This window comes from Neobacillus ginsengisoli, assembly GCF_030813055.1.
Genome location: NZ_JAUSTW010000006.1, coordinates 284,456 through 298,558, shown reverse-complemented (window position 1 = coordinate 298,558; position 14,103 = coordinate 284,456). Strand labels below are relative to the sequence as shown.

13 protein-coding genes and 1 riboswitch are annotated in these 14,103 nt (G+C 38.2%); of the genes, 3 read left to right on the top strand and 10 right to left on the bottom strand.

Going from position 1 to position 14,103, the window contains the following annotated elements; translation table 11 throughout:
* The first annotated feature begins 10 nt into the window (after positions 1 to 10).
* Entirely contained in the window at positions 11 to 547 is a 537-nt protein-coding gene (locus tag J2S10_RS18975) for a chromate transporter (protein ID WP_307410749.1), read from the top strand.
* A gap of 105 nt (positions 548 to 652) precedes the next feature.
* On the opposite strand, the gene J2S10_RS18970 is transcribed toward J2S10_RS18975, so the two are convergent.
* The 3 genes from J2S10_RS18970 to garR form a co-directional block, all read right to left on the bottom strand.
* On the bottom strand, positions 653 to 1,975 hold the full coding sequence (locus J2S10_RS18970) for a gluconate:H+ symporter (protein WP_307410747.1): 1,323 nt from the start codon (positions 1,973 to 1,975) through the stop codon (positions 653 to 655).
* 79 nt (positions 1,976 to 2,054) lie between these two features.
* Positions 2,055 to 3,479 carry a four-carbon acid sugar kinase family protein gene (locus J2S10_RS18965; protein ID WP_307410972.1) on the bottom strand — a complete coding sequence of 475 codons (1,425 nt, stop codon included), beginning with the start codon at positions 3,477 to 3,479 and terminating at the stop codon, positions 2,055 to 2,057.
* A 15-nt stretch (positions 3,480 to 3,494) separates the two neighbouring features.
* Positions 3,495 to 4,388, bottom strand: a complete 894-nt coding sequence (gene garR, locus J2S10_RS18960; protein WP_307410744.1) for a 2-hydroxy-3-oxopropionate reductase — start codon at positions 4,386 to 4,388, stop codon at positions 3,495 to 3,497.
* 236 nt (positions 4,389 to 4,624) lie between these two features.
* Between garR and J2S10_RS18955 the strand changes: the two genes are divergently transcribed.
* On the top strand, positions 4,625 to 5,254 hold the full coding sequence (locus tag J2S10_RS18955; RefSeq protein WP_370876238.1) for a GntR family transcriptional regulator: 630 nt from the start codon (positions 4,625 to 4,627) through the stop codon (positions 5,252 to 5,254).
* A 367-nt stretch (positions 5,255 to 5,621) separates the two neighbouring features.
* Here the strand turns inward: J2S10_RS18955 and J2S10_RS18950 are convergent, their stop codons facing one another.
* From J2S10_RS18950 to J2S10_RS18930, 6 genes are read right to left on the bottom strand one after another with little or no spacing between them, the layout of a single operon-like run.
* Positions 5,622 to 7,946, bottom strand: coding sequence for a universal stress protein (locus J2S10_RS18950; RefSeq protein ID WP_307410741.1), 2,325 nt, complete (start codon positions 7,944 to 7,946; stop codon positions 5,622 to 5,624).
* Positions 7,947 to 8,004: 58 nt separating this feature from the next.
* On the bottom strand, positions 8,005 to 8,565 hold the full coding sequence (kdpC, locus tag J2S10_RS18945; protein ID WP_307410965.1) for a potassium-transporting ATPase subunit KdpC: 561 nt from the start codon (positions 8,563 to 8,565) through the stop codon (positions 8,005 to 8,007).
* Positions 8,566 to 8,591: 26 nt separating this feature from the next.
* Positions 8,592 to 10,631 (bottom strand): potassium-transporting ATPase subunit KdpB, encoded by a 2,040-nt coding sequence (kdpB, locus tag J2S10_RS18940; protein ID WP_307410739.1) that lies wholly within the window; start codon positions 10,629 to 10,631, stop codon positions 8,592 to 8,594.
* Positions 10,632 to 10,662: 31 nt separating this feature from the next.
* Entirely contained in the window at positions 10,663 to 12,336 is a 1,674-nt protein-coding gene (gene kdpA, locus J2S10_RS18935) for a potassium-transporting ATPase subunit KdpA (RefSeq protein WP_307410962.1), read from the bottom strand.
* Between the two features lie 47 nt (positions 12,337 to 12,383).
* Entirely contained in the window at positions 12,384 to 12,461 is a 78-nt protein-coding gene (gene kdpF, locus J2S10_RS27505) for a K(+)-transporting ATPase subunit F (RefSeq protein ID WP_370876245.1), read from the bottom strand.
* A 14-nt stretch (positions 12,462 to 12,475) separates the two neighbouring features.
* On the bottom strand, positions 12,476 to 12,664 hold the full coding sequence (locus J2S10_RS18930; protein WP_307410735.1) for a hypothetical protein: 189 nt from the start codon (positions 12,662 to 12,664) through the stop codon (positions 12,476 to 12,478).
* A gap of 221 nt (positions 12,665 to 12,885) precedes the next feature.
* Positions 12,886 to 13,028: riboswitch (cyclic di-AMP (ydaO/yuaA leader) on the bottom strand.
* A gap of 234 nt (positions 13,029 to 13,262) precedes the next feature.
* Between J2S10_RS18930 and J2S10_RS18925 the strand changes: the two genes are divergently transcribed.
* Positions 13,263 to 13,631, top strand: a complete 369-nt coding sequence (locus tag J2S10_RS18925) for a Na-translocating system protein MpsC family protein (RefSeq protein WP_307410733.1) — start codon at positions 13,263 to 13,265, stop codon at positions 13,629 to 13,631.
* A gap of 53 nt (positions 13,632 to 13,684) precedes the next feature.
* Here the strand turns inward: J2S10_RS18925 and J2S10_RS18920 are convergent, their stop codons facing one another.
* On the bottom strand, positions 13,685 to 13,786 hold the full coding sequence (locus J2S10_RS18920) for a terminase small subunit (RefSeq protein WP_307410731.1): 102 nt from the start codon (positions 13,784 to 13,786) through the stop codon (positions 13,685 to 13,687).
* Positions 13,787 to 14,103 lie beyond the last annotated feature (317 nt).

Genomic DNA, 14,103 nt, shown 5'->3' with positions numbered 1-14,103 from the left:
TATCTGATACATGACATTACTACATATTTTTTTAGGATTTCTTATTTCAAATCTTTTGGGATATGGGGGCGGTCCAGCTACGATTCCACTTATGTATGAGGAAATCGTCAATCATTATAAATGGTTAAATGATACCGAATTTTCGCAAATGCTGGCACTTGGAAATGCCCTCCCCGGACCAATTGCTACCAATATTGCTACCTATGTAGGCTATGATGTATATGGCTGGTGGGGAGTGCTAATAGCATTGTTTGCTACGATATTTCCATCTGCCTTTGCGTTAATTTTGCTTTTAAAAATACTTCATCGCCATCGGCAATCGCTCTTCGTTAAGGGCATGACTCTATTAGTACAACCCGTCATTGCCGTCATGATGCTGGCTTTAACATGGAAAATGTCAGCCAATTCTTTTAGCTCTATCGGAATTGTCCAGTCATTAGTGATCGGGCTTATTGCGGTACTGGCACTTATTAAGTTTAAAATCCATCCGGCATTTATGATTTGCGCCGCTTTCATTTATGGAGGCCTGGTACTTCCGCATATTTAGTAGTTTGGAACTAAAAAAAAGCAACCTTCTTACTTTTGCACATGTGTAAGGTAATAGGTTACTCACTTCAAAGCATTGACTTTATTCAAATTCTACTCAATTTCTTTATTTTACAAACATATTTATGATTAATACACCAGCTAGTCCCACAAGGGAAGCAATCGTAACCATAACTGACCATGTTTTAATCGTTTTACCGATTGAAAGGTTAAAGAATTCTTTGTAAATCCAAAAGCCTGCATCATTCACATGGGAAAAGGTCATACTTCCAGCACCAGTGGCTAAAACCATAAGCTCTGGACTTACATGTGTGGTCGCAACGAGTGGAGCTGCTATACCAGCTGCAGTCATACCTGCTACAGTGGCAGAACCTAATACAATCCGTAAAACAGCTGCAATTAACCAAGCTAGAACTAGCGGAGAAATCGACGACCCTGCCATCAGATGAGCGACGTATTTATCCACATGGCTGTCAATCAGCACTTGTTTAAACGCACCGCCGCCGCCGATGATTAATAAAATGACAGCAATACTACTAATAGATTCAGTAAGTGAATTCATTATTTCCGGCATTTTTTTACCACGATTTAGACCGAATGTGAAAATAGCAAAGATTACAGCAATTAATAAAGCAATACCAGGATTACCTAAAAATTGAGCTGTTGGTAAAAGCGCTGATTTAGGCGCCACAATTTCTACAATAGCCTGGAACGCGATAAGAATAACCGGAATAAGGGCTGTAAACATACTAATACCAAATCCAGGCATTTCTTCTTCTTTAAAATGTTTTGGAGTAAATAGCCCTTTTGGAATCTCTACTTCTAAATCTTCTTTTTTAAATAACTTGGTATATAAAGGTCCGCTAAGAAAGACAGCAGGAATAGCAATAATAATTCCGTATAATAAGGTCTTTCCCAAATTAGCATGATAGATTCCAGCAACAGCTGTTGGCCCAGGATGCGGTGGAACAAAGCCATGCATGGTAATTAAAGCAGCAATAACCGGCATTCCGATATAGAGAATTGGCACCCCAGCTTCAGCAGCAATGGTGAAAACTAACGGGATTAAAACAACAACACCTGTTTCAAAGAATAAAGCGATTCCAACAATAAACGCAGTAAGGACAGCCGCTAACTGGACTCTCTTTTTGCCAAATGCTTTGATTAAGGTTAAAGAAATTCGCTGAGCACCACCGGAATCAGCCATTAATTTCCCAATCATCCCCCCAAAAACAATAACCAAAGCCAGACTTCCCAATGTACCGCCCAATCCTGTTGTAACAGAGGTCATGGCTTGGGTCGGTGACATTCCCTCCATAATTCCAACAAGCAAACCAGTAATAATTAACGAAATGAAGGCGTTTACTTTAAAGACCACCATTAATAATAGTAAGACGACAATCCCGATACCGATAAAAACGATTGGCATTTTTTCTCCCTCTTCCCCTTTGTAAAATTGGAATACCAGTTAGCTAGCTAATTGGCATTCCATATAAATTGTTTCATAGTTATTTTTTGTTTAATAATTCAACAACTTCTTTTAAATCGGTTTTAGTTCCCACGTTGCCCGGAAAGATTACATAAGCCATACCTGGATATTTACTTTCTTTGCCTGTTCTCCAAACTGGGATTCCCGGCCTGATTTGTCCCTCAACCTTTGCTCTTTTAGCCTTCAAACCTTTCGTACCAACATCACTCGAAGTAATGCCGCCTTTGGCGATAAGGAAATTCGGTCTAACCTGTAATCTTGTTACAATATTTGTAACAGCATCCGAAATCGCTACCGATAATTTCAATTCCTCTTCCTTCTTATCTTCCTCAAGGTCTAGACGCTCTCTTCTTGTATAGACGGCAACGGTTTTGCCTTCTCTGATAAGAGTTTCGGTGGTGTCGATTACTCGGTCGATTTCTTTTTGAAATTGATCAGGCTCTAAAACTAAATGACTATTAAACTCAATGAATTCAATATCTGTTAATGTTTTTAACTCTTCAAGCTGCTCGGTCGTTTTTTTAACATGGGAACCAATAATAATTAATCCGCCATTCCCTGTTTCTTCTCCAACCAATTCTTCTCTAGTAAGAAGTGATTTATCACTAACTCCTCCAATAACTTTTGGCAGGGCAGCAGCACTTCTAAAAATGAAGTTCTTTCCGGCGTTAATAGCCCGAACTAAAGCAATCGTAAATACTTTAACATCTACCTCATCAACAGCATTGACAACCACTTTATTAAAATCGTTTATGTTAAGTAGCTGTTCGGTTATTTTTTCAAAGTCCAATGAACGAAGCTGTTTGAGAGAAAGATATAAAGTTTTTTCAGCTAAATATTCTCCATTTGACTTTTCCTCGATCCATTTACCTAAATGTGATTTTGAATAACCAAATGTGCGGTCTTTTGCAAATTCGGTTTCACCTGCCGGCACCAATTCCTGGCCGTACTGAACAAAATGGATATTATTGATGGTCAAACGTCCTCCTTCTTTAAAAAACGGGAGGATTACTTCTCCATCTATCTTCCTCTCTGATGCTGATTCAATCGTTTCTTTTAAAACGTTTGTCTCCAAAGGATAATGTCCTCTGAGGGTTGAATCTCCACGGCTGATGATCATAAACTCGCGATTTAGTTTCGACGCGACTGTTAGAATATTTCCAGCTATTTCTCGATGTGCTTTTTCAGTCTCCTCTGCTGTAAACCCTCTCGAATTTGTTAGAATAAAAAACATCGACTGCTCTTCTTTAAACCCTTGTTCAATACTTTCTACTGACCAATCTGTAAAGACAGAAATATCATGGACCGTTTGAACACCTGTTGGGTCATCATCAAGAACAATAATTTTTTTATTTAAGCTGCTTAGCGCTTCTTCTAATAATGTATCTACAATCTGACGGTCGACCTTAGGAAGAGTTTCCAAAAATTCAATTGGTAATCTCATATTTTCGCTCATTGTTTAAACCCTCTTTACTTCTACATTTGCCAGTTTTTCGTAATATCTCACAATGCTTCCATGATCATCTTTTATTTTTCCATCTACTTTTAACGCATGAAAGATTTCTAGCAATTGACTGGATAACGGTAGTGGGACACCGATTTCATGGGATGTATCCATTACATTTGTAATATCTTTAAGATTGATGGCAATGCTTCCGCCGGCAACAAAATTTCGATCAAGAATCATTGGCACCTTCGCATCTAGAACTGCACTTCCAGCAAGCCCTCCTCTGATAGCTTGGTACATCTTTTCAATGTCAATTCCTGCTTTTGCTGCTAATACAAGTGCTTCAGACATGGCAGCAATGTTAAGGTTTACAATGATTTGATTGGCTAGTTTTGCCGTAACCCCGCATCCATTATCACCAACTAAGGTAACGTCCTTTCCCATAGCGTAAAACACTGATTTAACGCTTTCAAAAATATCTTCTTTACCACCAACCATGATCGCTAATGTACCGTCAATCGCTTTAGGCTCCCCACCGCTGACAGGTGCATCAAGCATTCCTACACCCTTTTTAGCAGCTTCTTCGGCAAGTTCTCGTGAAACCTCAGGTGTAATCGAACTCATATCAATGATTACAGAACCTTCTTTTGCCCCTTCCAAGATTCCATTTTCACCTAAAACTACTTCTTTCACATGTTTAGAAGCAGGTAACATGGTAATAATGACATCGCTTTTTTCGGCAAGTTCTTTGGGAGATCCTGCAGCGGTTGCACCAGCCTCTACTAAACTATTTACTGCCTCTTGATTCAAATCAAAAACAGTAAGAGAATGTCCTGCCTTCATCAGGTTTAAAGACATCGGTTTTCCCATTATTCCTATTCCAATAAAACCTACATTGCGTTCCATCTTAATTCCTCCTTAATGTTTGATCCATTTTTTTATACTAAGCAATTACTATTTATTTGAACCGCTCTATTTGCAACCGCTTTCAAATAGTGTTTACAATTGTCATTGTACACGAATCTGTAATTTTTGTATACACTTTTTTATTTTTTGTATACAAAAATATTGAAAATGCTTTCTTCTGTATTTTTTTGTTATGAATTTTGATAAGATACATTTAGCTACTAAAAGGATATGAGGTGAAAAATGTGCTAGGGAGTGATCGTTCTCGTCCTGCTTACCATCAATCCTATGAAATTATTCGTGATAGGATCTTAAATGGGGAACTTCCGGGCGGCACTAAGATTGTAGAAGAAAAAATAGCCGCTGATTTAGGTGTCAGCCGAACACCGATAAGGGAGTCCATTCGGAAATTGGAACAAGAAGGACTTATAGTGAATAAAAGGGTGGTCAAGCCTACAGAAAAGGACCTCAGAAATATGTTTCAAGTCCGCATTTTATTAGAAGGCCATTCCGCTAAATGTGCTGCATCCTATTTAAAAGAAAATGAACTTGGTTCTTTATATGAATGTGTTGAGATCGGTAGGAAAGGAAAAATCGAAGAGGTAATGATAGCAAATGAACGCTTTCATGAAATTATTGTGGGTGCCAGCAATAATCCCGTCATGATTGATATTATTGACCGCATGCAATCTACGATTTATCTTTTCAGAAAAACGGTTGTTTTCTACAATCGCCCCCATCTTATCGATGAACACGAAGAAATTTATGAGGCAATAAAAGCAAGGGATGGTCAAAAAGCCGAATTACTGATGAAAGACCATTTACAGGCTGATTTAGACTTTTGTTTGCATCTAATAGGAACCTAGGCGTTTGATTTAAATAAATCCAACATTAGGATACATCTTCCGAACCTTTGGGGGATGTGTTTTTTAATTTTAGGCAGCATTTAATAATAATTTCTTATTTTAAAAAAGCATCTGCAAAATTGCAGATGCTCTTAGTAGGAACTTAACTCGAGTCAAAGAAAAAACATGATTGGAAACTATTCCTATGAGAAAGTTTACTCATTGGAACTACCTTCCCAAAAGTAATAGAATGACTTTTGGGAAGGTAGTTCCAATTTTTTTATAGGCAAAATTTTTTAAATCAATAAATATATATCCAAGATAAAATTTGATTAATCATTTCCAGACAAGCTATTGAAGTCATTTTTTTCATAAATTATTATTTATGTTAATCAGCTACCACTAAAACATCCATATGTCGGACTTCCCTTAACAATCGTTGTGTAACGGAACCCTTTATTATCTCCTCCCACCGGGTACGGGCAGATTGACCAATAATAACTTGTGTTGCCTTTTTTTCATTCATTTCACTTACCAACTTCCTGAAGACATGACGTCGATCATTTGTTTCATACAATTCAAATACTCCGCCAAGCCGTTCAGTGAGTTGTTGAATTTTACTCAACTTTTGCTCCTCTTCATTCGTTAAAGGATGATGATCTTTCACATGAGCAACGTACCAAGCAGCTTTTAGGCGATACGCAATACGAAATCCACGACGAATGAGCCTTTCGCTATCAGGTCTCAAATTCGTACAAACAAAAATTACTTCTTGCTGTCTCCAAGGTCCTCTTAATGTTCGTTTTCTTTCCCATGCCTCTAGACGTTCGTCCACATCATCCGCTACTTCTCTTAGAGCCAGTTCTCTAAGAGCAATGAGATTACCTGTTTTAAAGAAGTTATTTAGAGACTGATCTATTTTTATGGGTGCATAAATACGTCCTTCCTTCATCCGTTCGCGCAATGCCTTTGGTGAGATATCAATCAATTCAATCTCATCCGCTGTTCGGAGAATATGATCGGGAACTGTTTCCCTAACTCTCACCCCTGTTATTTGTTCTACACTGTCATTCAGACTTTCTAGATGTTGAATGTTCATCGTGGATATCACCGAGATACCAGATTTTAAAATATCATCTACATCTTCATATCGTTTGTGATAGTTGCTCCCAGGCACATTGGTATGTGCTAACTCATCGACTAACACGACCTCCGGATTACGCTTTATTATGGCCACTGTATCCATTTCTTCAAGTGTGGTGCCTTTATAGAAAATCTTCTTTCGAGAAATAAATTCTAATGAGCCAACCTGTTCGATCGTCTCTTTCCGTCCGTGTGTTTCTAATAGCCCGATGACAATGTCTATACCTTTTTTATTTAGTTCATTTGCTTCCCGTAACATGGTGTATGTTTTTCCTACTCCTGGTGCTGCTCCAATATATACTTTTAACGTACCACGATTAATATTATTAATTTCCTCTTCTAGTTCTTTAAGTGTAAGGCGACGATAAGGATTGGTAACTTCTTTATTCTTCATTTGTTTTGTAGGGATAACACGTTCCCCAGCTTTTTCTGCACGATCTGCAACAATAAATAAATCAATATTTCTTGTTTTTCGAAGGATTTTATTGATAATTGAACCATAAGCGATTTCCTCCCAACGAGTCCGCTTTGATTGCCCCATTACAATCCTTGTTACATTGTGCTCTGTTGCATATCTTACAATTTGATCAGCAACCGAATCGTGTCCGATTGGTAATTCCTCAAAATCCCCTCCCACTTTCTCTACCAGCTTTATAATCGAACGTTTAAAGGTTTGTTCATTCTTAGATAAATTTTTATTAGCAAAACAGACAACTAACAACTCCCCACCTAATCTTTTAGAAATTTGCTGCCCACGTCTAATCAGAATGGATCCATTCCAGTGGTATTGAACTGTCACTAAAATTTTTTCAGATGCTCCAGATGGACCAATCATTCCATGCTTTTCTCTATACTCATCAAGTGCATCATTTACCTCCCCAGCTAAAAAGCGGAGAGCAAGTTCACGGAGTACAGCTAGGTTGTTCCTGTGAAAGAGGTTATCTCTCCCTCGATTTTCCTCATGGCTAATCTCAATATCTCCTTCTTGGAGCCTGCTTAGGATTACTTCAGGTGTTACATCCAACAGCTTAACTTCATCCGCTAATGCTAGCGTATCTTCTGGGACACTACAATTGACCCTGACCCTTCCACCAGTTAATTTGTCCGCTATCCCTCTAACCCCTTCAAGCTCATATATGTTAACACTTGTGATCACACTAATTTTCATATTTAATAGATAGTTAATATCATCCAATCGAGTTGCCCTGGGGGCTTCCGGCCGATTTCGATGAGATAAGTCATCGACTAAAACCACTTCAGGATTACGGGCCATGATCGCATCAACATCAAGATCGTATTTCACTTCACCCTTGTTCAACCATTCTATAGAAGGAATAATTTCTAAACAGCCAATTTGTTCGATGGTTTTCGGACGGTTTGAAGTACTGACTATTCCAATGACAACGTCTAACCCTCGTTTTTTTAAAATATTTCCTTCCTGCAGCATATAATAGGTTTTGCCAGTACCACTTACAGCCCCAAGAATAATTTTCAGATGGCCTTTTCGTATTTTTTGTATGGACTGTAGAATTTCCTCTGATGTCTTTCTGCGGAACCCCTCTTCACTCATTCATGACCCTCCCATCTTTAATACCATACAGAAAAGGAGAGAAAGAATCTCCCCTTTTTTATTTTATGTTTTGTAATGCCAGGTTTAGGTCTAGCACATTGACACGTGGTTCACCAAAAATCCCTAATGAACGCCCTTTTGTATGTTGATTAATCAGGGATAGTAATCGATCTTGGGAAATACCCTTTGCTTGTGAAATTCTTGGCACTTGAGCTTTTGCTGCTTCTGGAGATAAATCCGGATCGAACCCAGAACCAGAAGTCGTAACTAAATCAGCAGGAATGGAAGTACCAATATTATCATTTTCCTTTTTCAAATGATTCACGTTGTCTTTAATTGTTTTAATATATTCTTTTGATGCAACAGCCGCATTTGTAGCAGCAGAAGCTTTTGGATCATATTTTGCCGCGGAAGCCCTTGGATGAAACCATTGCGGACCCTTAAACCCTTGAGCTAAAAGCTCTGATCCTTGAATTTTTCCGTTTATACTCACAAGACTTCCCTCTGCTTGTTTGTTAAATAGAACTTGTGAAACTCCCGTTGTTGCTAACGGATAGATTAGTCCACATAATATCATCAGGAACACAGATGACCGAATTGCAATCATTAATGACCTCATCAATTCTCTCCTCCACTTTTCATGAATTAAACTAGATGTAAAGCAGAAACAATCATATCAATTATTTTGATTCCGATAAAAGGTACAACCACTCCACCGAGCCCATAAATAAGAAGATTTCGGGAAAGAAGTTTATTTGCATCCATCGCCTTATATTTTGCCCCTTTCATCGCAATCGGGATAAGGAGAGGAATGATAATGGCGTTAAAAATTAAAGCGGAAAGAATCGCCGATTTTGGTGATGCCAATCCCATAACATTAAGTGATTGTAATTGCGGTATAACTGCAATAAATAGTGCCGGAATGATCGCAAAGTATTTTGCAATGTCATTGGAAATCGAGAAGGTCGTTAATGCCCCTCGCGTAATCAATAATTGCTTGCCAATTGCGATAACAGACAGAAGCTTGGTTGGATCAGAATCTAAATCAATCATATTGGCGGCTTCTTTTGCTGCCATTGTCCCGGAATTCATCGCTAATCCAACATCTGCTTGCGCGAGAGCTGGGGCATCATTGGTTCCGTCACCTGTCATCGCTACCAGTTTGCCTTCTTGCTGTTCCCCTTTAATCGCTGCAATCTTGTCTTCTGGCTTCGCTTCCGCGATAAACTCGTCTACACCTGCTTCTTTCGCAATGGTAGCGGCTGTCAACGGATTATCACCCGTACACATAATCGTTTTGATACCCATTGCTCGAAGTTCAGCAAAACGTTCCTTCAGTCCAGGCTTAACAGTATCTTTTAAATAGATGACTCCATATACCTTATTATTAATAGCGACAGCTAGAGGTGTTCCTCCCGCCTTTGCTATTACAGTGGCTTTCTCATCCAAGTCAGCAGGAATGGTTCCCCCTTTAACTGTTACATATTTCTTTATGGCATCTACTGCACCTTTTCTAATCTCTGTTCCATCATTTAATGTTAGACCTGACATCCTAGTTTCTGCTGTAAATTCAATAATCTCTGCACCATCGTATTCCTTTTCATCCCAATTGACACCCAGTTTACGAGCCAACTCTACAACTGAACGCCCTTCTGGTGTTTCATCTTTTACAGATGCCTTTAAAGAGGATAATGTAACTTCCTGTTCCGACACATTGGATACCGGCAAAAACTCACTTGCCATTCTGTTTCCGAAGGTAATGGTTCCTGTTTTATCAAGGATCATGGTATCAATGTCACCAGCTGCTTCTACTGCTTTACCTGACATCGCCAAGACATTAAATTGGGTTACACGGTTCATCCCTGCAATCCCAATTGCCGAAAGCAAGCCCCCTATCGTGGTTGGGATTAGGCAAACGAGAAGAGCAATTAGAGTTGCCACATCCAAATTTACCTTTAAATAGTCAGCGATAGGCACCAACGTCATAATGACAAACAAGAAAATGAGTGTTAACACAGCCAAAAGAGTTGTTAAGGCAATTTCATTCGGTGTTTTTTGACGAGATGCACCTTCTACTAATGAAATCATCCGATCAAGGAAAGATTCACCCGGATCTGTTAAGATTTTTACGATGATATAATCCGAAACAACTCTTGTTCCACCTGTAACGGATGAAAAATCCCCACCCGCCTCTTTAATGACTGGGGCAGATTCTCCTGTAATGGCTGACTCATCAATTGACGCCAGCCCTTCAATAATTTCTCCATCAGAAGGAATAATTTCGCCTGTATCTACACGAACGATATCGCCTTTGCGTAATGAAGTAGATGGAGCCTCTTTGTATGAACCATCTTTTTGTCTTACCTTCGCCATCGTTTCCGATTTTGTTTTTCGTAATGTATCTGCCTGTGCCTTACCTCGCCCCTCCGCAAGTGCTTCAGCAAAGTTTGCGAATAGTACCGTAATTAGAAGGATAAAAAATACAGCTACATTATACCCTCGGCCAACTGTACTAAATCCGAAAATATCTGGTTTAATAGAAAGGATAAGCGTTATTAATGTCCCGACTTCTACCACAAACATAACGGGATTTTTAATCAAAACGAGCGGATTTAACTTTTTAAACGAATCTATAACTGCTTGAAAGATAATATCTTTTGATATCCCTTTATTTTGAATTGCCATAAGACATCCTCCTTATAAATTCCTTACCACACTAGTGAAACATGCCAAGATGTTCCGCAATTGGACCTAATGCAAGTGCTGGGAAGAACGTTAATGCACCGATTACTGCAATAATCACGACTAAGATACCAGTGAATAGTGGTGTATCAGTGCGAAACGTTCCCGAAGTTGCTGCTACCATTTTCTTAGTAGCAAAAGATCCTGCTATTGCTAACATGGCAATGATGGAAATATATCGACCCAACAACATAACTAAACCGATCGCGATGTTATAGAAGTTGGTATTTGCGGTAAGACCGCCAAAAGCTGAACCATTGTTAGCAGCACCTGATGTAAAAGCGTACAAGACTTCAGAAATACCATGGTATCCCGGATTTAAAATAGACGATATGGCTCCAGGTGTGAACAAGGCAATCGCTGTCGGAACAAGAATAATAACAGGATGAATTAGTAAGGTAATCGAAGCCAACTTCACTTCTTTCGACTCAATTTTCTTTCCTAAAAATTCTGGTGTACGGCCAACCATCAAGCCGCAAATAAATACCGTTAATATCACATAAAGCAATCCGTTTAACAACCCGACCCCTTTACCGCCAAACACGTTATTTAGCATCATTTCTGCTAGAGGAACAAGACCTCCCATTGGAGTCAAAGAGTCATGCATATTATTAACAGATCCGGTAGTAGCAGCTGTCGTCACAGCCGTAAATAACGCAGATTCTGAGATTCCGAAGCGAACCTCTTTCCCTTCCATGTTCCCGTGGACACCTGCTGCATTTAGAGCTGGTGTACCGTTATATTCAGCAACAAATACTACTGAAAGAAAAACCAAAAGCATTATACCCATTGCAGCAAAAACAGACCAGCCTTGACGTTTGTTCTTAATCATAACTCCAAAGGCATACACCAATGCCGTTGGCAGCAGCAGCATACAGAGAATTTCCATAAGGTTTGATAGTGGTGTTGGATTTTCAAATGGATGTGCCGAATTAGTTCCAAAATAACCACCACCATTTGTTCCTATATGCTTAATCGATTCTAATGATGCAACAGGTCCTCTAGTAATCGTTTGTTTTACTCCATCTATTGTTGTAGCATCCACCGCTCCATGTAGTGTCTGAGGTACTCCTTGAAATACCAGGAATAATGCAACAATAAAAGATAAAGGCAAGAATATACGTGTGATGGAACGAACTATATCAACATAGAAGTTTCCAAGGTTATTCTGACGAGCTACTAAGCCGCGAATAAAGGCAATAGCCAACGCAAATCCTGTAGCCGCCGATGTAAACATTGGGAATGTAATAGCAATCATTTGAGATAAGTACGAAAGTGAATTTTCGCCGCTATAAGCTTGCCAGTTTGTGTTTGTAATAAATGAAATGGCCGTATTGAATGCTAATGCAGGGGGCATATTATCTATTCCATCTGGATTCCATGGAAGATATTTTTGCACCCTAAAAATGGCATATATCAGAATCAACATAACAAAGTTACTCATTAATATGGCAGACACATATTTCTTCCAACCCATCGCCTCTTTTTCCCGTACTCCAATAATACGGTAGATTAACCGTTCTACCGGCCCAAAGAAACGATCCAATCCTGTTGTTTCATAATCGAAAACTTTCACTAGGTAGACACCAATCGGCTTTACTAATAAGCCAGCGATAACTAAGGTAACTACTACCTGTATTAACCCCATGGTCATTTCGGTATTCCTCCCATTTGTTAATCATTGTAAAAATCCCACTAAAATTTTTCTGGTTTAATTAAGACGTATAACAAATAAACAATCAAAGCTACTCCAATAATTCCTGGTATGAGCATATCCGATAACCTCCCTATGCTTTTTCACTAAATAGAGTAAATCCCCAAAAAAGGGCAAAAACTAAAACTAAAAGTCCAATTGTTACAAAATCGTTATTCATTTCTATACCTCCTTCTTGGTTGGAAAGGTAAAAAAAATAGACCAATGCATACTCCTTCCCCAGTTGAGTCAATTGCAACGATATCCAAATTAGAAATATCAAAAATGATATTCTCCTAAGGAAATTGTTGAATTAATTTGATCAACATATTGGAGAAAAAGTATTCATTGGTCTACTTAACGCCCAGTAAGCATTACCGCTCTCTTTGCGTTCTGTCTTCCATTTTCCTTTTTCTAAAAATAGGCATAATAAAAAGACCTACTTATTACTCAAGCTGCCCTTTTGCTATAAACAAAAAAGCCCCCTGAATTAGGCGGTCTTTAGACCTCCTTCGCTTTAGCCGACGAAGTTAGCTGACGGGTAGGATGGCGAAAGAGTTTCTCATCCCTTCTGGTTGCCCAGAATTAACCCCAAAATATTGGTTCCTCCGTACCTGAGTTCCCTCAGGATTAAGCCGATTTATTAATTTGTTGAAGTATGATGTTATTGTATGTCTCTGAAACAATGCTTGTAAATAGCTATATTTAATTAAATAAAGCCATTATCTACAATATTTTAAAGAAAACATTAGAATTTCTTTATTTTTCTCATCATTACTCATTATTTTATATTCATTTTTCTTATTGACATGTCCTAAAGGCCGAAAGTAATATTATGTTCATACGTTAAGGGAACGTTTTGTTAATCTGGGGGTTAAAAGATGCCTATTTCAAAAAAAAAGCTGGAGGCTGAGATTAGCTCAGCATTTATAAAATTTCAAAGGGAATTACTTGGTCGAGGTCCACAAGAGGCAAAGACATACATTGTACAAGACATGGTTATAACTCGCTTCAAAGGAGTATTGACTACAGAGGAAAAGCATCTTGTTAACCATGATACAGGAAGAAAGCTGGTAAAACAAATGAGACAAGTCCTACGTGAAATGTATAGTAACGAGTTTGAAAAAATTGTAGAAAATGTTACTCATTGTAAAGTCCTATCCAGTCATAGTGATATAAGCACTAAAATGGGCGAGAGAATAGAGGTATTTATTGTTGATAAGGATTTAGAAAAGTTATTAGAAGAATAGTTCGAGATTTAATGCCATCTGAAAAAAGAGAGAGAAATACAATTTTACGAATTTTACATCTCATCATAACCAGCTTTCAAATAGCTGGCTGTTGCATTGCCTGTTTCTATATAATATTTGGCAAATTTTCTTTGCTTAATTTTTATCTCATCCATGGAACACCTACCATCGTTTTTATTATCGAGAACTTATTTTCTTGTTTAATTTTACCATAAAAATAGAAATATTTCCCAGCATTTAACGAATGTTTTTCACAACCATTTGAAAAGAGTAGACGGTTTGTAGAGGTCATTCAAATTTTTCAAACTTAACCGAGTTGATTATACAGGATAATAATATTTCTTTTTTTTTCTAAAAAAAGGTTTATTATTCACAAAGTAAGAAACTGTTATCAACATACCAGTTATTAAATTTGTAATAATAAATAACAGCATTTCCCCCTCTTTTTACTTATTCTTGAATTATGTACGTG

Excerpts from the sequence above, each read along its gene's own strand:
- J2S10_RS18950 (WP_307410741.1), bottom strand. The coding sequence starts at position 7,946 with ATGAGTGAAGAGGGGTTCCGCAGAAAGACATCAGAGGAAATTCTACAG.
- J2S10_RS18970 (WP_307410747.1), bottom strand. The coding sequence starts at position 1,975 with ATGCCAATCGTTTTTATCGGTATCGGGATTGTCGTCTTACTATTATTA.
- kdpF (WP_370876245.1), bottom strand. The coding sequence starts at position 12,461 with ATGCTCATACCAGGAATTATTGGAGTAGCTTTGATTGTTTATTTGTTA.
- kdpC (WP_307410965.1), bottom strand. The coding sequence starts at position 8,565 with ATGAGGTCATTAATGATTGCAATTCGGTCATCTGTGTTCCTGATGATA.
- kdpB (WP_307410739.1), bottom strand. The coding sequence starts at position 10,631 with ATGGCAATTCAAAATAAAGGGATATCAAAAGATATTATCTTTCAAGCA.
- J2S10_RS18920 (WP_307410731.1), bottom strand. The coding sequence starts at position 13,786 with ATGGATGAGATAAAAATTAAGCAAAGAAAATTTGCCAAATATTATATA.
- garR (WP_307410744.1), bottom strand. The coding sequence starts at position 4,388 with ATGGAACGCAATGTAGGTTTTATTGGAATAGGAATAATGGGAAAACCG.
- J2S10_RS18925 (WP_307410733.1), top strand. The coding sequence starts at position 13,263 with ATGCCTATTTCAAAAAAAAAGCTGGAGGCTGAGATTAGCTCAGCATTT.
- J2S10_RS18975 (WP_307410749.1), top strand. The coding sequence starts at position 11 with ATGACATTACTACATATTTTTTTAGGATTTCTTATTTCAAATCTTTTG.
- J2S10_RS18965 (WP_307410972.1), bottom strand. The coding sequence starts at position 3,479 with ATGAGATTACCAATTGAATTTTTGGAAACTCTTCCTAAGGTCGACCGT.
- kdpA (WP_307410962.1), bottom strand. The coding sequence starts at position 12,336 with ATGGGGTTAATACAGGTAGTAGTTACCTTAGTTATCGCTGGCTTATTA.